19 protein-coding genes and 1 pseudogene are annotated in these 18,087 nt (G+C 62.3%); 12 read left to right on the top strand and 8 right to left on the bottom strand.

The annotated features are described in order from the left end of the window. Positions 1–186: pseudogene (locus ACEW8G_RS10210) on the bottom strand (cold-shock protein); the annotation flags it as partial. Between the two features lie 297 nt (positions 187–483). Here ACEW8G_RS10210 and ACEW8G_RS10205 point away from each other — a divergent pair. From ACEW8G_RS10205 to rpoN, 6 genes are all read left to right on the top strand, one after another. Next, positions 484–1,299, top strand: a complete 816-nt coding sequence (locus tag ACEW8G_RS10205; protein ID WP_373488316.1) for a TerC family protein — start codon at positions 484–486, stop codon at positions 1,297–1,299. Beyond that, positions 1,296–1,913, top strand: a complete 618-nt coding sequence (locus ACEW8G_RS10200; protein WP_373488313.1) for a ribonuclease D — start codon at positions 1,296–1,298, stop codon at positions 1,911–1,913. Before ACEW8G_RS10205 ends, ACEW8G_RS10200 begins: the two co-directional genes overlap by 4 nt. 70 nt (positions 1,914–1,983) lie before the next feature. Then, on the top strand, positions 1,984–2,619 hold the full coding sequence (gene lptC / locus ACEW8G_RS10195) for an LPS export ABC transporter periplasmic protein LptC (protein WP_373488312.1): 636 nt from the start codon (positions 1,984–1,986) through the stop codon (positions 2,617–2,619). A gap of 32 nt (positions 2,620–2,651) precedes the next feature. Next, entirely contained in the window at positions 2,652–3,221 is a 570-nt protein-coding gene (locus ACEW8G_RS10190) for an LptA/OstA family protein (RefSeq protein WP_373488315.1), read from the top strand. 176 nt (positions 3,222–3,397) lie between these two features. Beyond that, positions 3,398–4,180 (top strand): LPS export ABC transporter ATP-binding protein, encoded by a 783-nt coding sequence (lptB, locus tag ACEW8G_RS10185; protein WP_373488311.1) that lies wholly within the window; start codon positions 3,398–3,400, stop codon positions 4,178–4,180. 31 nt (positions 4,181–4,211) lie between these two features. Beyond that, on the top strand, positions 4,212–5,762 hold the full coding sequence (rpoN, locus tag ACEW8G_RS10180) for an RNA polymerase factor sigma-54 (RefSeq protein WP_373488310.1): 1,551 nt from the start codon (positions 4,212–4,214) through the stop codon (positions 5,760–5,762). A gap of 27 nt (positions 5,763–5,789) precedes the next feature. Here the strand turns inward: rpoN and ACEW8G_RS10175 are convergent, their stop codons facing one another. From ACEW8G_RS10175 to ACEW8G_RS10160, 4 genes are all read right to left on the bottom strand, one after another. After that, entirely contained in the window at positions 5,790–6,884 is a 1,095-nt protein-coding gene (locus ACEW8G_RS10175; RefSeq protein ID WP_373488309.1) for a hypothetical protein, read from the bottom strand. Between the two features lie 329 nt (positions 6,885–7,213). Then, the gene (locus ACEW8G_RS10170) at positions 7,214–7,843 is read right to left on the bottom strand and encodes a PadR family transcriptional regulator (RefSeq protein ID WP_373488308.1); all 630 of its coding nucleotides are present in this window, start codon (positions 7,841–7,843) and stop codon (positions 7,214–7,216) included. Between the two features lie 186 nt (positions 7,844–8,029). Then, positions 8,030–8,803: a histidinol-phosphatase gene (gene hisN / locus ACEW8G_RS10165; RefSeq protein ID WP_373488307.1), complete on the bottom strand. Its 774-nt coding sequence runs from the start codon at positions 8,801–8,803 to the stop codon at positions 8,030–8,032. 16 nt (positions 8,804–8,819) lie between these two features. After that, on the bottom strand, positions 8,820–9,755 hold the full coding sequence (locus ACEW8G_RS10160) for a ribose-phosphate pyrophosphokinase (RefSeq protein WP_373488306.1): 936 nt from the start codon (positions 9,753–9,755) through the stop codon (positions 8,820–8,822). 155 nt (positions 9,756–9,910) lie between these two features. On the opposite strand from ACEW8G_RS10160, the gene ACEW8G_RS10155 reads away from it, so the two are divergent. From ACEW8G_RS10155 to tldD, 5 genes are all read left to right on the top strand, one after another. Continuing rightward, the gene (locus ACEW8G_RS10155) at positions 9,911–11,566 is read left to right on the top strand and encodes an NAD+ synthase (protein ID WP_373488314.1); all 1,656 of its coding nucleotides are present in this window, start codon (positions 9,911–9,913) and stop codon (positions 11,564–11,566) included. 47 nt (positions 11,567–11,613) lie between these two features. Then, the gene (locus tag ACEW8G_RS10150) at positions 11,614–11,874 is read left to right on the top strand and encodes a type II toxin-antitoxin system Phd/YefM family antitoxin (protein WP_373488305.1); all 261 of its coding nucleotides are present in this window, start codon (positions 11,614–11,616) and stop codon (positions 11,872–11,874) included. Beyond that, positions 11,871–12,287, top strand: coding sequence for a type II toxin-antitoxin system VapC family toxin (locus tag ACEW8G_RS10145; protein WP_373488304.1), 417 nt, complete (start codon positions 11,871–11,873; stop codon positions 12,285–12,287). Before ACEW8G_RS10150 ends, ACEW8G_RS10145 begins: the two co-directional genes overlap by 4 nt. Continuing rightward, entirely contained in the window at positions 12,284–13,609 is a 1,326-nt protein-coding gene (gene gltX, locus ACEW8G_RS10140; RefSeq protein WP_373488303.1) for a glutamate--tRNA ligase, read from the top strand. Before ACEW8G_RS10145 ends, gltX begins: the two co-directional genes overlap by 4 nt. A 160-nt stretch (positions 13,610–13,769) precedes the next feature. Further along, entirely contained in the window at positions 13,770–15,197 is a 1,428-nt protein-coding gene (gene tldD / locus ACEW8G_RS10135) for a metalloprotease TldD (protein ID WP_373488302.1), read from the top strand. Between the two features lie 11 nt (positions 15,198–15,208). Here the strand turns inward: tldD and ACEW8G_RS10130 are convergent, their stop codons facing one another. Next, positions 15,209–15,496 carry a helix-turn-helix domain-containing protein gene (locus ACEW8G_RS10130; protein ID WP_373488301.1) on the bottom strand — a complete coding sequence of 96 codons (288 nt, stop codon included), beginning with the start codon at positions 15,494–15,496 and terminating at the stop codon, positions 15,209–15,211. Between the two features lie 271 nt (positions 15,497–15,767). Between ACEW8G_RS10130 and ACEW8G_RS10125 the strand changes: the two genes are divergently transcribed. Next, positions 15,768–15,971, top strand: a complete 204-nt coding sequence (locus tag ACEW8G_RS10125) for a HigA family addiction module antitoxin (RefSeq protein ID WP_373488300.1) — start codon at positions 15,768–15,770, stop codon at positions 15,969–15,971. A 172-nt stretch (positions 15,972–16,143) separates the two neighbouring features. On the opposite strand, the gene ACEW8G_RS10120 is transcribed toward ACEW8G_RS10125, so the two are convergent. Next, positions 16,144–17,217 carry a TrkA family potassium uptake protein gene (locus tag ACEW8G_RS10120; protein WP_373488299.1) on the bottom strand — a complete coding sequence of 358 codons (1,074 nt, stop codon included), beginning with the start codon at positions 17,215–17,217 and terminating at the stop codon, positions 16,144–16,146. Continuing rightward, on the bottom strand, positions 17,214–18,087 hold an 874-nt coding region (locus ACEW8G_RS10115; RefSeq protein WP_373488298.1), incomplete at its 5' end, for a peptidoglycan DD-metalloendopeptidase family protein. The genes ACEW8G_RS10120 and ACEW8G_RS10115, both read right to left, overlap by 4 nt.

Here is an 18,087-nt window from a genome sequence, read left to right as displayed (position 1 = left end):
GCGCGGGGCACCAAAGCCGCCCGAGGGTGCGCCATATCCGCCGCCGCCGCTGGGAGCGCCGCCGCCACCGCCGAACCGGTCACGGTCACCATAAGCCGGTGGGGGCGAGAATGCATCGAACTCATCTTCGCCAAATCTGTCGCGCTTATCCCGGCCCCTGCCGCGTCGACCCCTGTCAAAACTCATGCCGAACTATTCACTTTCAATATCGCCCTGGAATTACGTTAAAGACCGGGGCGGACGTAAACCCCATATCCCAACCCATGTTATACGTCGGGGCTGCTGCCTTTTGCCCGATGCAAGCCCCGCCGCATCCCCGACCCATATCCAAACCTGTAAAGGCGCAACAAGCGCGCACTTTGCGGTGATTCTCATAGCCCAAAACCATTGACAAGGCGAACAAATAAATATTTGCGCCGCTTGGCTGAACGCGGCGTGCAGCTATGTCTTGCCAGCGCTGTCGCGCTGCGGCAATTGACGCAAATGGACGCCATCATTCCCCTACTCAGCGATCCGGCCGCCTGGATCGCGCTGATCACCCTTGTCGTGCTTGAGGTCGTGCTCGGCATCGACAACCTGATTTTTATTTCGATCCTGTCGAACAAGCTGCCCGCGCATCAGCAGCAGATTGCGCGGCGGATTGGCATCGGCCTGGCGCTGATCATGCGACTGGCATTGCTGACGATGATCGCGTTCATCGTCGGTCTAACCGATCCGGTGTTCGACCTTGGTATCACAGGGCCACCGGGCGAACATGGTGAGCCAACCTTCGAGACGCAGTTTTCCTGGCGCGACATTATTTTGATCTCGGGCGGGCTGTTCCTGCTGTGGAAGGCAACCAAGGAAATCCACCACACGGTCGATCCCGAGCCTTCGGGTGCCGCGCTCGACAAAAAAGGCCTGGTCGCGACCAATTTTGCCGCGACCATCGCCCAGATTATCGCGCTCGATATGGTCTTTTCGATCGACTCAATCCTCACCGCTGTCGGCATGACGGATGACGTGCCGATCATGATGGCCGCTGTCATCATCACCGTCATGGTCATGCTGGTCGCAGCCGACCCGCTTGCCAACTTCATCGACAAAAACCCTACGGTTGTCATGCTCGCACTGGGCTTTCTGCTGATGATCGGCGCGGTGTTGATTGCCGATGGATTTGGTGTTCACGTCCCCAAGGGCTATATCTACACGGCAATGGCATTTTCGGCTTTGGTCGAGGCCCTCAATATATTCGCCCGCAAGGGGCGAGAAAAGACGCGCGGTGCAGCGCCGACAACCACGACAGGCGACAGTGAATGAGCGTATTGTTTCACGAAGAGGACCTGCCCGAAGGCGTGCTGGCAGCAGGTCCGGTGGCGGTCGATACCGAAACCATGGGGCTGGTGACACCGCGCGACCGGCTGTGCCTGGTGCAGATTGCCGATGGCCGGGGCAACGAACATCTCGTGCGCTTTGCCCCCGGCAGCGATTATGCTGCGCCCAACCTGCGCGCCGTGCTGGCTGATCCTGATCGGATCAAGCTCTATCATTTCGCCCGCTTCGATCTGGCGGCGATCCAGCATTATCTGGGCATCATGGCAACGCCGGTGTTCTGCACCAAGATCGCATCGCGGCTGATCCGCACCTATACCGACCGCCATGGTCTGAAAGAACTGGTGCGCGAGGTACTGGGCAAGGAACTGAGCAAACAGCAGCAATCGAGCGACTGGGGCGCGCCGGAGATCAACGATGCACAGCGCGAATATGCCGCAAGCGACGTGCGCTTCCTCCACGCGCTTTATGCCGCGATGACCGAGCGGCTGGCGCGCGAGGGGCGCACCGAGATTGCGCAGGCATGCTTTGACTTTCTGCCCGTCCGCGCGCAGCTCGATCTGGCGGGCTGGCCGGAAATTGATATTTTCGCCCATGCATAATATATCGCGAAGACTACTGGCCCTGTGATAGGACAGCCATCGATTAACCCACACGAGGCCCAATCCGCACATGACTGAACGCGCCGACCAGATGCGCACCCGCCGGCAGGTTTCTGCGGCCCCCGGCAGCCGCCACGACCATGTCGTGCGCCTGCTCGGCGTCGCGCTGCCTGCCGCGATCGGCATTCTCGCTGCGTTTCTGGCGCTCGCGCCGCTGCTGCAAAACACCGAGGTCAGCTTCCTGCTCGACAAGAACGAGGTTGAGATCGCACGCGAACGGATGCGCGTGACCGAGGCGCTGTACCGCGGCGAAGACAGCCAGGGCCGTCCCTTTTCGCTGAAGGCCGGATCTGCCGTGCAGCGCAACTCGACGACCCCGGTGGTCGAACTCAAGGATCTCGCTGCGCGCATACTGCTGCAGGATGGGCCGGCGGTGCTGGAGGCGGGCACCGGCAGCTACAATATGGACAGCGAACAGGTATCGGTCATCGGCGCGGTGCAGGTGAGCTCAGCCAATGGCTATCGCATGGTCACCCGCGATGTTGACATCGACCTGCCCGGACGGCGAATGGAGAGCCGCGGCGAGGTCACCGGACGGATGCCGACCGGCACCTTCCGCGCCGACCGGCTGGTCGCCGACCTTGCCACCCGCACCGTGACGCTCGATGGCCGCGCCCGGCTGCGCATGACCCAGGGCGGCTTTTGATGACCCGCCAAGACGACAGGATTGACGACACCATGCCCAACGCCCACCCTGCTCCATCACGGTTTCGGCGCCTTTCGTTTGCGCTTCTTCTCGCCACACTGACCGCCAGCGCGGCGCTGGTGTTCGCGCCCGGTAGCGTCACCGCGCAATCGCTGCTCAATCATAACAGCAACGCCCCGGTCGATTATGCGGCAGACCGCATCGAGCTGCAGGATCGCGCCAACCGCGTGCTGCTGTCGGGCAATGTCGATATCACCCAGGCCGGCCTCAGGCTGCAATCGGCGCGCATGACTGTTGCCTATCGCAATGCCGGCGACATCCAGATCGACCGGATTGATGCAACCGGCGGCGTGGTGGTGACCAAGGGCTCTGAACGCGCCAGCGGTAACGTGGGCATCTATGATTTCAACAAGCGGATCATCACGCTGATCGGCAACGTCGCGCTTCGCCAGGATGGCAACACGCTCAACGGCGGGCGCATGGTGATCGATCTGGTCAGCGGCCGCTCTACCATCGATGGCCGCTCTTCCGGCGGCGCGCCGGGCCAGACCGGCTCGACCAGTGGCCGCGTATCCGGGACGTTCAGCGTACCAGACCGGTAGGGCAGCCGTCTTAAATCCTCCCACAGCTTGCTGGGGGAGGACGAAATCTGATGACCCATGCATAAATCCTGCCAACACCGGACCATCGCCGGTTTTCATTGGCTTTTTCCATGCTATGTAGGCTGAAATCTTAGGTGGGCTTCGGGCAGCCCCGCAGTTTAGGCAGGACTCAATTGATGAACGATGTCGCCCCTTTGGGCCTGTTGAGCGGAACGGCTGCCGACCCGGCGTTTCTTGCAGATGGCCTGAACGTCGTGTCGATTGCCAAAAGCTATGACAAGAAAGTGGTCCTGTCCGACGTCTCGCTGTCGGTCGCCAAGGGCGAGGTGCTGGGCCTGCTCGGCCCCAATGGCGCGGGCAAGACGACATGCTTTTATTCGATCATGGGGCTGGTGAAACCCAATTCGGGCCGGATCATGCTCGATGGTGTCGATATCACATCGCTGCCAATGTATCGCCGGGCGGTGCTGGGTCTTGGCTATCTGCCGCAGGAAACCTCGATCTTTCGCGGTATGACCGTTGCACAGAACATCAGCGCGGTGCTCGAGCTGGCCGAGCCGGATAAGGCGGCGCGGGCGCAAAAGCTTGAAACGCTGCTCGAGGAATTCGGCATCGGTCGCTTGCGCGATGCATCGGCGATGTCGCTGTCGGGCGGTGAACGCCGCCGCTGCGAAATTGCCCGCGCATTGGCCGCCAGCCCGTCGATCATCCTGCTCGATGAGCCTTTCGCAGGGATCGACCCGCTGTCGATTGCCGACATCCGCGATCTGATCATCCAGCTCAAATCGCGCGGCATCGGCGTGTTGATCACCGATCACAATGTCCGCGAAACGCTCGACATCGTCGACCGCGCCTGCATCATCTATGATGGCAAGGTGCTGTTTGCCGGAACGCCGGCGGCTTTGGTGGCGGACAGCAACGTGCGCCGCCTGTATCTGGGCGAAGGCTTCGCGCTTTGATGCAGGCACGCTGCACAGACGGGCAGGACTGATGGCCATCGGCCCGCGCCTTGACCTGAGGCAGAGCCAATCCCTGGTGATGACCCCGCAGCTGCAGCAGGCGATCCGCCTGCTCGCGCTGTCGAACATCGAAATCGAAGCGTTCATTTCAGACGAGCTCGAGCGCAATCCACTGCTCGAACTGGGCGGCGCAGAGCCGGGAGGCGAGCCTGCTGCCAGCGGTGTCGATGCCGATTATGATGCCCCGGCACCGCTCGCCAGCGACAGCACGGCGGCGGGCGCGGATGAGTTGATCGGCGCGGGGCTGGGCGAAAGCGACCGGCCGCTCGATATCGACATCGGCGGCGAGGTGTTCCACCACGACAGCGTCAACGACAGCCCCGAGCGGGTGGCGGGCGAGGCCAGCACCGGGCTCGACAGCGGCCTGTCAATGAATGACATCGCGATGTCTGGCTCGGTTGGAGAGGGCAATGCGTGGGAGGATACGCTCGAATACGGGCTGACGCTGCGCGAGCATCTTCACGCGCAGGTCGGGCTGGTGCTGGGCGGGCATTTGCTGTTCATCGGTCGCCATCTGGTCGAGCTGATCGACGAGAACGGCTATCTGCGCGGCGACCTGCTGCAGGTCTCGCATCAGCTGGGCGTGCCGCTCGCCGAGGTCGAGACCGCGCTTGCCGCTGTTCAGACGCTGGAGCCCACCGGGGTCGGCGCACGCGATCTGGCCGAGTGCCTGGCGTTGCAGGCCAAGGAGGCGGACCGCTACGACCCGTGCATGGCGCGGCTGATCGACAATCTCGATCTGCTGGCGCGCGGCGCGCTGCCGCAGCTCAAGCGGCTGTGCCGGGTTGATGACGAAGACCTAGCCGACATGATCGCAGAGCTGCGTCAATATGACCCCAAGCCCGGCAGCCGCTTTGGCGGCGAGACCATCGAGACCGTGGTGCCCGACCTGTTCGTAATCGAGCGCGAGGTCGGCTGGGCGATCGAGATCAACAGCGCCACCCTGCCCCGGCTGCTGGTCAACCGCGCCTATGCCGTTTCGCTCAACGGCGGGCGGCATGATGCCAAGTCAAAGGCGTGGCTGAACGAATGCATGGCCGAGGCCAACTGGCTGCTGAAAGCGCTCGACCAGCGCCAGCGCACGATCATCAAGGTGGCGAGCGAGATCGTCAAGCAGCAAGACGGCTTTTTCCGCAAGGGCGTCACGCACCTCAAGCCGCTCACCCTGCGCAGCGTGGCCGACGCCATCGAGATGCACGAATCCACCGTCAGCCGGGTGACCAGCCACAAATATCTAAGCTGCGCGCGCGGACTGTTCGAACTAAAATATTTCTTCACCAGCGCCATCCAGGCGACCGATGGCGGCGATGCGGTCTCGGCTTCTGCGGTGAAAAGCCACATCAAGTCGCTGATCGACGAAGAGGACGGCAAAAACATCCTGTCGGACGATCAGCTGGTCGACCTGCTGAAGGCGCGCGGCTTCGACATCGCCCGGCGCACGGTGGCCAAATACCGCGAGGCGCTGGGGCTGGGCTCATCCGTACAACGGCGACGGCAGAAGAAGCTGCAGGGGGCACGGTAGCCAACCCCAGCCCTGCATCTGTCGGAATCAATCGACCAAGCTGCTCAGGCGGCGGTCACGCGCTCTTGACGGTGCACGTAGGGGCGGGGAATCCAGAAGGTCACCAAAGCACATGGGACGAGCAGTCAATGTGGCGTGTGGCGTATACCCATCATGCCAGAATTTCTGTTCGATGATGTCGCGCGCGATGCTCATGCCGAAGAATCGTCGAGGATGTGGCAATCGGTTGTCGGGTCCGGCATGGAGCAAATCGCTCCGATAGAGAATGACCGTACCCTTGCGCGGCGCCGTCTGGACCAAGGAGAACAGGTTATTGAGATCATCACGGTGGCGATAAAGCTTCCACAATGTTCTCAGACCAAGCATTCGAAGACTGAAATGCGAATTTTTTCCCAACACAAACCGCAACAAATTTGGCTGGTGCTGATCCCACTTGGTCGAAAAAACCCGGTCAAGAAGTTCACCAGGTGCCAGTGAGGCCACTTCGTCTTTTCGCATGCGCCATAGTTTTTTCAGGTTATGCCAAAGTATGCGATAGTTACATTTTATCCGAAACAGCTCCATCAACGCATACGCCTTGCCGCCGTGCTGGTTTTCGGCACCGCCGTACATGTGTGTGCCCGGAACAAACACCGTCCCACCCTGTTGATCTGACACGTCTTCCACGGCAGCAAAAAGACTGATCACGCCGATTGGGTCTCGGTGAATATATTGATGCGATGAACCGAAATAGCTGGTGAATGTAGCGACTTCGAGAAGCGGACGTGAACGACCACTATACTCCAGATAAACGCCCTCGAGGCGCTGGCACAATGTGGCAGCAAAGCGCGTTACAGGCGGAGTCGAAGGGAGAGAGCAAAAGTCGCGACGTAAATAACGATTATCCGTCTCGCTGGCGAAGGCGCACCGGTCGCGATCCGGATCGTCTATGGTTTGACGCATCAGCTCCAGGCAAATGTGCGCTTCCTCAGCCGACAAGAGGTTGGTCAAAATTACCAGGCCGTGAGTATCCATCATCGTCAGGGCCTGTCGGACGCAATGATCCGTAAGCTTGCCTTTTTCGTCCAGGACAGCAGGCACTTCAAACGCGGACGTATCGTTGGAAACCTCGAGTTCTTTCATGCCAGTCTGCCCTATAATGATCCGGCATTTTTGATCGGCCTGCCGTTTGTCGTCACATTCACGCGTGGCAGTGCTGGAGGATCTGGAGCCGGATCATTTTATAGGCGCAGAAAATTCACCATCCGGTTAACTGGATGATCATCAGGACGACATTTTCAGACTGATAGAGGCCAATGCCTACAAAGCAGACACAGGGGCCGTCGTTCGGCGGCAAAAGTGGCCTGCTTCCCTGATCCCACGTTTTTCACGAACCGCTGCAGGGGGCAACCGCAGGCTGACGTCGAGGGACGTTGTGCACCCCTCGTCATCGCGGGACTAAAGGTAACTAATTACAACCGCTCGATCTTCTGCGCCGCTTCGTCCAAAATCTCGGCGACCTTGTGCTTGAACTCGGCATCGACCTCGCCGCCCGCAAGTCGGTGCGCCATTGCGGCCATCAGATTGCCGACCGCGCGGCCAATCGGCGGGCTGCCGCGCTGGTCGCGCGCTTCGCCCGCTTCTGACAGGCGCGCGAGCAGGGCGTCGGCCTCGTCGCGCTTTTCGATTAGCTCGGCGATCCCGGCATCGGTGATGCGGAACGCCTTGCGCGCGCCTTCGGTTTCCACCGATGCAATCAGCCCGGCATCTTCGAGCAGGCTGAGCGTGGGGTAGACCACGCCCGGGCTGGGCGCATAGCTGCCGCTGGTCATCTCCTCGATGGCCTTGATCAGATCATAGCCGTGGCGCGGCTCCTTTTCGATCAGCGCGAGCAGCACGACGCGCAGTTCGCCGCTGTCGAACATCCGCCTCCGCCCGCCGCGCCCGCGACCACCACCGCCGCGCCCTCCGTTACCACCCGGATCAAAGCTCCAGTCGCGAAAATCCCATTTCCCGCCAAAGCCACGACCAAAGCTCATCGCCACAAACGGCGCTGGTCCGCAGTCACGCCGAGAGCCACCCATTCTGAAACGCATCGTCATATTGTCGATTCCCTCTATATCTTCGATGTGTCTAAGATATATCTTGATCGAGATTTGGCAAGAGGTTTCATTTTGCTGTATGAGTGCTGTCCTCCGGCGAACGCCGGATCCCAGGGGCGGGTATGTGCTTGGTCGCCCTGGATTCCGGCTTACGCCGGAAAACGACTTTGAATGAGATTTGCGCACTTAACCCAGAGCGGCGAGCACATCCTCAAGCCGCGCGGGGTCGCCCATTGCGACGACGCGGCCGTCGCTGTCTTTGTGCAGCGGGTCGCCGTGCCAGTCGCACATATGCCCACCTGCGCCCTCGACCACCGGCACCAGCGCGGCAAAATCATGCAGCTTCAGCCCGCTTTCGCACACCAGATCGACAGTGCCCTGCGCGACCAGACCATAGTTGTAGCAATCGCCGCCCCAGATCAGCCGCCGGGTATCGCAGGCCTTGGCCAGTGCCATGAAATGGTCTGCATCGTGATCGGTGAACAGGTGCGGGCTGGTGGTGGCGAGCACCGCATCGGCCATTTCCGGGCACAGCCGCGCGCGAACCGGTTTGCCGTTGAAGGTGGTATCCCGGCCGGTCGCCCCGACCCAGCGCTCGCGGCCTATCGGCTGGTCGATGACGCCAAGCACCGGCCATTGCTCGGCAATCAGCGCGATCAGCGTGCCGAAGATCGGGCGACCGGCGATGAAGCTGGTGGTGCCGTCAATCGGATCGAGCACCCACACCCGCCCGGTCGAGCCCGGCTTTTCGCCATATTCCTCTCCGATAATGCCATCGCGCGGCACCTCTGCGTCAAGGATGGCACGCATCGCCGCCTCCGCCGCGCGGTCCGCCTCGGTCACCGGCGAAGCGTCCGCCTTGCGGTCGGTGGTGAAGGCGGCACGATAAAACGGCCGTATCGCCTCGCCCGCTGCGTCAGCGAGCCGCTGGGCGAGCGCGATGTCTTTGCTGTGAATCATCTGGGCAGGGATAACCTCAATCAAACAGGCTGGATACCGAACTTTCATCTGCAATGCGGCGGATCGCTTCGCCGATCAGCGCGGCCATTGGCAGGGTGCGGATGCGGGGGCAGTCGGTGACCGCCTCGGTGGCCTGGATCGAATCGGTGATCACCAGTTCTTTCAGTACGCTGTCTGCCACCCGCGCCACCGCACCGCCCGACAGCACGCCGTGCGTCACATACGACACGACGTCGCGCGCGCCTGCGTTCTTGAGCGCCTGCGCCGCGTTGCACAGCGTGCCGCCGGAATCGACGATGTCGTCAATGAGGATACAAAAGCGCCCCTCGACATTGCCGATGATGTTCATCACCTCGGATTCGCCGGGCCGCTCGCGGCGCTTGTCGACGATGGCCAGCGGCGCATTGTCGAGCCGTTCAGCGAGTGCGCGGGCGCGGACCACGCCGCCGACATCGGGCGAGACCACCATCAGCTCATGCCCGCCGAAACGCGCCTGAATGTCCGCTGCCATCACCGGCGCGCCATAGAGATTGTCGGTGGGGATATCGAAAAAGCCCTGGATCTGCCCGGCGTGGAGATCGACCGACAGCACCCGGTGCGCGCCCGCGACGGTGATCAGATTAGCGACCAGCTTGGCCGAAATCGGCGTGCGTGGCCCCGGTTTGCGATCCTGCCGGGCATAGCCGAAATAGGGGATGACCGCAGTGATCCGCCGCGCCGACGCACGCTTGAGCGCATCGATGCAAATCAGCAGCTCCATGAGGTTGTCGTTGGCGGGATAGCCGGTCGACTGGACGACAAACACATCCTCGCCGCGCACATTCTCATGGATTTCGACGAAAATCTCTTCATCGGCAAAGCGGCGAACGCTCGCATCGGTCAGCGGCTGCTCCAGATACGCCGCAATCGCGCGCGCCAATGGCAGGTTGCTGTTGCCGGACAGGATTTTCATGGCGGTGCGTCCCCTTGTATCCGCTTGCTTGCCCCTCCCGTTAGCCAACTGACCACCAAACCGAAAGATGTAAGTTCTGTGAAATGCGCGAGCGACCAACCATCGACAGCGCAAAACCTGTTGCCGCCAATCGGGCCACCGCCTATCTCGCGGCGATGACTGACCGGCTGATCATCACACTTGTGCAGTGCGCACAGACCATGGGCGATATCGCGGGCAATGCCGCGCAGATGCTGGCGAGGCGGGCCGACGCGGAGCCGTGCGACCTGATCGTGTTTCCGGAGCTGCAGCTGATCGGTTATCCGCCCGAGGACCTTGTGCTTAAACCAGCGCTGATCGAACGCGCGGCCCAAGCGCTTGAGCAGCTCGCCGCCGCCACCGCCGATGGCGGCCCGGCGATGTTGGTGGGCTCTGTGTTCCGGCGCGAAGGGCTGCTGTATAACGGGTTGGCGCTGCTCGACGGCGGCGCGATCACCGCCGTGCGGCTAAAGCATGAGCTGCCCAATTACGGTACGTTCGATGAAAAGCGGCTGTTCGCCTCCGCCCCGCTGCAGCCACCCGTGCCATTTCGCGGGACCATGCTGGGGCTCCCGCTGTGCGAGGACATCTGGTTTCCCAAGGTGTGCGGGCATTTGAAAGCGATGGGTGCGGACATCCTGATCGCGCCGCATGGCAGCCCGTACGAAATCGAGAAAGACGAGCGCCGCCTGCACAATGTCGGGCGGGCGAGGGTCGCCGAAACCGGATTGCCGCTGGTGTTTTTGAACCGCATCGGCGGGCAGGACGAGCTGGTGTTCGATGGCGCATCGTTCGTGCTCAACGCCGATGGTTCGCTGGCGCACCAGTTGCCCGATTGGGAGCCTGCTATCGTGCGCACCGAATGGACGCGCAGCGATGCCGGCTGGCATTGTGCGCCGGGCAGGGTCCACGCGCTCGACCCGTTCCCGCAGGATGCCTATCATGCGATGATCGTTGGGCTGCGCGATTACGTCAACGACAACGGCTTTCCCGGGGTGGTGCTGGGTCTGTCAGGCGGCATCGACAGCGCGCTGTCAGCTGCGGTCGCGGTCGATGCGCTTGGGGCTGACCGCGTGTGGTGCGTGATGCTGCCCAGCCGCTTTACCAGCCAGGAAAGCCTTGATGATGCGGCCGAATGCGCCCGGCTGCTCGGCTGCCGCCACGACAATATCCCGATCCAGCCTGCGGTGACCGGCTTCGATGCGATGCTGGAGGGCAGCTTTGCCGACAGCGATGTCGACATCACCGAAGAGAACATCCAGTCACGCATCCGCGCGGTAACGCTGATGGCGCTGAGCAACAAATTCGGCCACATGCTGCTGACCACCGGCAACAAGAGCGAGATGAGCGTCGGCTATGCAACCATTTATGGCGACATGGCGGGCGGATACAACGTTCTGAAGGACGCCTATAAGCTGACGGTGTTCGCGCTATCGCGCTGGCGCAATGCCAACCGCCCGCCGCTGGCGCTGGGTCCCGATGGCCCGGTGATGCCCGAGCGTGTGATCACCAAACCGCCCAGCGCCGAGTTGCGCCCCGACCAGCGCGACGACGACAGCCTGCCGCCATACGAGGTGCTCGACCCGATCCTGCACGGACTGATCGAGGAGGAACTCAGCGTCGCCGAGATCGTCGCGCGCGGGTTCGATCATGACACCGTCGCTCGGATCGAGCGGCTGCTGTACGTCGCCGAATACAAACGCCGGCAGGCCCCGCCAGGCGTGAAGCTCGGCATCCGCAACTTCGGGCGCGACAGACGCTACCCGATCACCAACCGGTTCAGGACGGCCTAGACATTGGCGCGAATTCTGGCTACAATTCTGGCCGAAAGGAAGTTTTCATGCGTCACGTTCCTGTCGCCACCTTCAAGGATAAGGTGTCAGAATTCATCGCTGCTGCAGAACAGGGCGATGAAATTATCATTACGCGGCACGGCAAGGCCGCCGCGCGGCTCGTGCCGATTACTGATCAGGATGCGGTGGAAGAGCGCGGACGCGCCGCTTGGGAAAAATTGCGGCTATTGCGCGAAGAGGCGCGCGCGGAAGGCCAAACCGCAACGACCGAAGAAATGATTGCCTGGAAGAATGAGGGCCAGCGTTGAAACTGTGTGTTGTCGATGCAAGCGTGATCGGCCCATTGATCATCCCGGATGAGGCCGAAGAGCTGTTGGCCAGCCTAATGCCGGTAATGGTTGAAGGGCGGGCGATCGTGCCCCAACATTGGCGACTGGAGGTGCTCAACCTTGGCCGAACAGCGATCCGCAGAGAACGTCTTGACGCTGTTCGGTTTGCTGAGACGATTGCCGTTTTATCACGATTTCGCATCAAGATTGACGACGCCACCAACGCCCATGCCTGGGGTCGAAGCCTGGATATTGCCGAGCGCCACGGTCTGACAGCATATGATGCCGCTTATGTGGAGTTGGCCCGGCGTATAGGCGCCCCGCTCATGACCCGTGACAAGGCGCTCGCCAGTGCCGCTCAATCCGAGAATCTGGAAATAGTATTTACATGACCACCACCCGTTTCGCCCCGTCGCCCACCGGGCATTTGCACATCGGCAATATCCGCACCGCGCTGCACAACTGGATGTGGGCGAAGAAGACCGGTGGGCGTTTTATCCTGCGCATCGACGACACCGATGCGGCACGCAGCCGCGAGGAATTCGTCGATGGCATCCGCGCCGATCTGGCGTGGCTGGGTTTGCACCCCGATGCCGAGTATCGCCAGTCGGAGCGGGCCGCGCTGTACGACGCGGCGTTTGATCGGCTGCGCGCGTCTGGCCGGGTCTATGCCTGTTACGAGACATCGCAGGAGCTCGATCTCAAGCGCAAGATCGCATTGGGGCGCGGCCTGCCGCCGGTCTATGACCGCGCGGCGCTGGCCCTCACCGATGCAGAGCGCGCCGGGCTCGAAACACAGGGTATCAAACCGCACTGGCGCTTCAGGCTGAACCATGACGAGCCCATTGCCTGGGATGACATGATTCGCGGCGCGCAAAAGTTCGAGGCCGCCAGCCTGTCCGATCCCGTCATCCGCCGCGCCGATGGCAGCTGGCTCTACATGCTGCCCTCGGCCATCGACGATGTGGATATGGGCATCACCCATGTCGTGCGCGGCGAGGATCATGTCTCAAACACCGCGGTGCAACTGCAGATGTTCACCGCATTGGGCAGCACCCCGCCCGCTTTCGCGCACGAGGCGCTGCTGGTCGGGGCGGAGGGCAAGCTGTCGAAGCGCCTCGGCTCGCTCGGCGTGGGTGAACTGCGCGACAAACATATCCTGCCGCAGGCGATTGTCGCGCTGCTCGCGCGGTTGGGCACGTCTGATCCGGTCGAACCGCTGCATGATCGCGATGCGCTGCTGGCGACGTTCGATTTCACGCGCTTTGGCCGCGCCCCCGCGCGCTTTGCCGAGGACGATCTTGAGCGGATCAACCGTCAGCTGGTCCACACGGCGGACTATGCTGCGGTTGCCGACCAGCTTCCGTCGCAGGTCGATGAAGCAGGATGGCACGCTATTCGCCCCAATATCGCGCATCTGGGCGAGGTTTCCGATTATTGGCGGGTGATCGAGGGGCCGATTGAGGCACCTGCGCCCGATGCGGGGGATGCGGCGTATCTGGTCGACGCCCGCGCCGCGCTTGAACCACTGGCGTTTGGCCCCATGATCTGGAAAGATTGGACCGATGCGCTCAAGTCCACCACCGGGCGCAAGGGCAAGACGCTGTTCCTGCCATTACGCCGCGCGCTCACCGGCATGGATCATGGCCCAGACATGGGCGAGCTGCTGCCGTTGATCGGCCGCGAGCGGGCGTTGGAGCGGTTGGCAGCTTAAGCCAACCCCGCTCAGGCTGAGCTTGTCGAAGCCCCGCACTACGGCCAGCGTGGACGCGAGGCCTTCGACGACGCGGGCATGCGCCCGCTGCTCAGGCTGAGCGGGCATGGATGTAAACCCACCCCTTGGATAATCCCTCCCCATGCCGCATATGACAGGGATGACCCAAACAGACCCCCGCTCGTTCCTCTATCGCCCCGACGCGCTCGATCCTGATGCGGCGCAACGCCTCACCCGCGACGCCCTCGCCGGTTGCGATGATGGAGAGCTTTATCTGCAATACGCAGCCAGCGAGAGCTTCGTGTTCGATGATGGCCGGCTGAAGACCGCCGATTATTCAACCGATTCCGGTTTTGGCCTGCGCGGTGTCTCGGGCGAGATGACCGGCTTTGCGCATGCCAATGATGTCAGCGAAGCGGGCATCCGCCGCGCCGCCGAAACCTTGAAGCTGCTCGATCCGGCAAAAGGCGAGGCCGCGCCGCCGCCCCGTCAGAACAATCGCCACCTCTATACCAATGGCAATCCGCTGGAGAGCATCCCGTTCGCCACCAAGATTGCGCTGCTCGAAAAGATTGACACCGCCGCGCGCGCGCGTGATCCCCGCGTAGCGCAGGTCACCGCGAGCCTGATCGGCAGCTGGTCGGTGATCGAGGTGGTCCGCGCCGATGGCTTTGTCGCCACCGACGTGCGGCCTTTGGTCCGCCTCAACGTCTCGATCGTCGCGCAAAGCGGCGAGCGGCGCGAGGTCGGCAGCTTCGGCATGGGCGGACGATACCTATATGACGCGATGTTCGAAGACGCAGCATGGAACCGCGCCATCGACGAGGCGCTTGCACAGGCGCTGACCAATCTGGAAAGCGTCGCCGCGCCTGCGGGCGAGATGACCGTGCTGCTCGGCCCCGGCTGGCCCGGCATCATCCTGCACGAGGCAATTGGGCATGGCCTGGAAGGCGATTTCAACCGCAAGGGCACCAGCGCGTTCTCGGGCCGCATCGGCCGGCGCGTTGCCGCCGATGGCGTGACCGTGGTCGATGACGGCAGCATCATGAACCGGCGCGGATCGCTCAGCATCGATGACGAAGGCACGCCGACCCAGGAAAACGTGCTGATCGAAAACGGCATTTTGCGCGGATATATGCAGGACCGGCTGAATGCGCGCCTGATGGGCGTTGCGCCGACCGGCAATGGCCGCCGCCAATCCTACGCCCACGCCCCGATGCCGCGCATGACCAACCCGTTGATGCGCGCGGGCAACGATAACCCCGCAGAACTGCTTGCCCGCGTCAAAAATGGCATCTTCGCCAAGAGCTTCGGCGGTGGTCAGGTGGACATCGTATCGGGCAAGTTCGTCTTTTCCTGCACCGAAGCCTATCGCGTCGAAAACGGCAGGCTGGGCGCGCCGATCAAGGGCGCAACCCTCATCGGCGACGGTCCCACCGTGCTCACCAAAGTCACCGGCATCGGCAACGACTTCGCGCTCGACGAAGGCATCGGCGTATGCGGCAAAGCGGGGCAAGGCGTGCCTGCAGGCGTCGGCCAGCCAACGCTGCTGGTGAGCGGGCTGACGGTTGGGGGGACTGGGGGATAGGTCTCCCAGAGCTATCGCAACAACTCGCTGACCAGCGAGGGCTTCTTCGCGATCATGGCGAGCAAAACCTGCGCAGGACCGGTCGGCTGTCTGCGCCCATGCTCCCAATTGAGCAGCGTGCCCTTGGCGACGCTAATGCTGCGCGCAAACGCACTTTGCGACAGGCCGGTGCTTGCGCGGATCGCGGCCACATCGACGGAGGGCACCACGATATGGCTAACATGCGCGCCAATCTCCTTGCCCTGCGCATGGTCCAAGGCCTCGTTCAGTCCCTGCATGATGCTGTCATACGCGCTCATTTGCGGTCTCCATATGATGCGACCAAGGCCTTCGCCAGTTCCACGGCAGCGGCTTGTTCAGCCTTGGTCAAATTGTCTTTTTCATTCTTGGCGAACATGGTGATGAGAAAACCGGCATGTCCCTACCGCCGAAAACGTAGATGGTCCGATAGACGCCACGCATGCTTTTAATATGTCAATGGCGTATATGTCAGTGGCGTAGAAACGGACTTGGCGCTGGACGAAGGCGTCGGCATCTACGGCAAGACAGGCCAAGACCGGGATCGCGCGGTTGCCCGGTATTTTCCGCCAGACGCTGTATGACATTATCAATGAGAAGCAGCCGGTAACACCGGGCATGGCGCTGCGGCTTGCCAAGATGTTTGGCGGCAGCGCGGACAGTTGGCTGAACCTGCAGCGCGCCTATGACCTCCAATTGGCAGAGGCGGAATTGGCAGAGCAGTTGAAGTCAATTCCTGAATTAAAAGCTGCGTAACCAGTTTCTCGAAGATACGGCGCCAACCGTTCATGCCGATCAACAATCGGTCAGTAGCACGAGTCCCAAATTACTTCGGCCGCCGACCCTCTTTCCAATTTCCCGCGATGCCAGCGCATTCGGTCTTGGGAAGACGAGTATGTTTTCCTCGGCAATTTCCTCCCTGGAATGTTTAAAGGCGCGCTCCGCCATTGGACTCTGGGCCCTTGCCATCGCCGGGCATGATCGCAACGATGAGGTCCTCTGCCTGCAGCGCCGCGCTTTCCGGGTCCCAGAAGCCATAAGGCTCTCCATCGCGATAGATGCGCAGGCCCACCATGCCTTTAAGCGCACTGAGCGGCTTGCCGACCTCGTCTGGCTTGACCTTGCGCTCGATCAGCATCACCCGCCCGTCGGCAGAGGCAAGGTCGGTCATATAGCTGCTGATGTGCGGACCGTGGCAAGAGCCCGCGAGCAGCAGCCCAGCAAAGCTCACCGGATTGATCACCGTGCTTGCCCCCGCCTGCCGGGCCAGCAGCTCATTGTCCGCCGCGCGCACCACCACGCTGATCGGCAGGTTGGGCGCGAGATGGCGGATGGTCAGCACGATCAGGATCGAAGTATCGTCGCGCCCGGCGGAGACAATTGCGCCGCACGCGCTGCCAATGTGCACATCCTGCAAGGTTTCATCGCGCGAGGCGTCGGCATTCAGCACGTTGCAGCCCATTTGCTCAGCGCGGGCCAGCGATGCCTCTGACTGGTCGATCACCACAATCTTGGCCGGGTCGGTGCCCCGCGCGATCAGCTCGCGCACCGCTTCTGATCCGCTGGTGCCAAATCCCAGCACCACGAAATGCTCGCTGAGCTTTTGCTGGATGCGTCTCATCTGGTATTTTTCCCAACTGCGCTTGAGGACAAAGCTATAGGCGGTGCCGACGAAGATGAAAATCACCGCGACCCGCACCGGTGTCACGACCACGGATTCGATAAGCCGCGCGCTGTCAGATACCGGGGCGATGTCGCCAAAGCCGGTGGTGGTCACCGACACCATCGTGAAATAGACGACATCGAGGAAGCTGACATGGTCGTCATAATGATCGACCAGGCCATCGCGGTCGAGCCAGTGGATGAGGATGACCAGCGCAATGAGTGCGAACGCCAGCCCCAGCCGCAAGCCGACATCAGCCCAGACCGGCAGGTGGCTGGCGCGTCTGAGCAGCGCGCGTGGCCGCGCCGCCGTTTCTTTTTTGCGGCGCGCAGGATTCATCCGCGCGGAAGATGCAGCAGCGGATCGACCGGCTTGCGGTCCTTGCGCAATTCGAAATGCAGCTTGGGCGTATCTGAAAAGCCGCTTTGCCCGGCCGCACCGAGCACTTGGCCCGCCTTGACCGCCTGACCGCGCACGACGTCAATCCGTTCAGCATGGCCATAAGCGCTGACCCAGCCGCCACCGTGGCTGACCAGCACCAGCCCGCCGTAGATCGCGATCTCGCTGCCCGCATAGGACACGACCCCATCGGCGGCGGCGCGGAATGGTGCGCCCTTTTCGGCCGAGATATCGATGCCGTTATTGACCTGCCCCTTGCCCACCGGCCCGAACCGGGTGAGCAGGCTGCCGCTGATCGGCCACAAAAAGCGCCCCGAAAAGCTGCCCGGCACAGCAATGGGCGCACTTGCGGCCAGCGTCGCGCGCTGCGCTCTGGCAGGCGGCACCGCCGACCCCTCGGCAATCGCGGGCTGGCTGCCGGTCACCACATCGTCAATGTCGACCACCAGAGCGGATATCCGGCTTTGATCGGCCTGTGCCGCTGGAGGTGCAGGCATTGTCGCAGCGGCCATGGTCGTCGCGGCGGCAGCGTCGGGCAGCTTGAGCCGCTGGCCGATGCGCAGGATATAGGGTTCATCCAAACTGTTGAGCCCCACCATGTCGGCCCAGCGCACGCCATAGGCCTGCGCGATGGCGATGCCGGTCTCACCGGCGGCAACATCGTGATATTGGCCGCCGGGGATAATCAGCTTCTGGCCCGGATGGATGGTGTAGGGCGGCGCAAGGCCATTGGCCGCGGCGATCGCTTCCGACCCCGCGCCGGACCGATTGCCGATCGTGCGCAGCGTATCGCCGCCGCGCACGATATAG

Source organism: Blastomonas sp. (genome assembly GCF_041747255.1).
Classification (GTDB): Bacteria; Pseudomonadota; Alphaproteobacteria; order Sphingomonadales; family Sphingomonadaceae; genus Blastomonas.
This window is presented reverse-complemented; position numbering and strand designations above follow the sequence as displayed.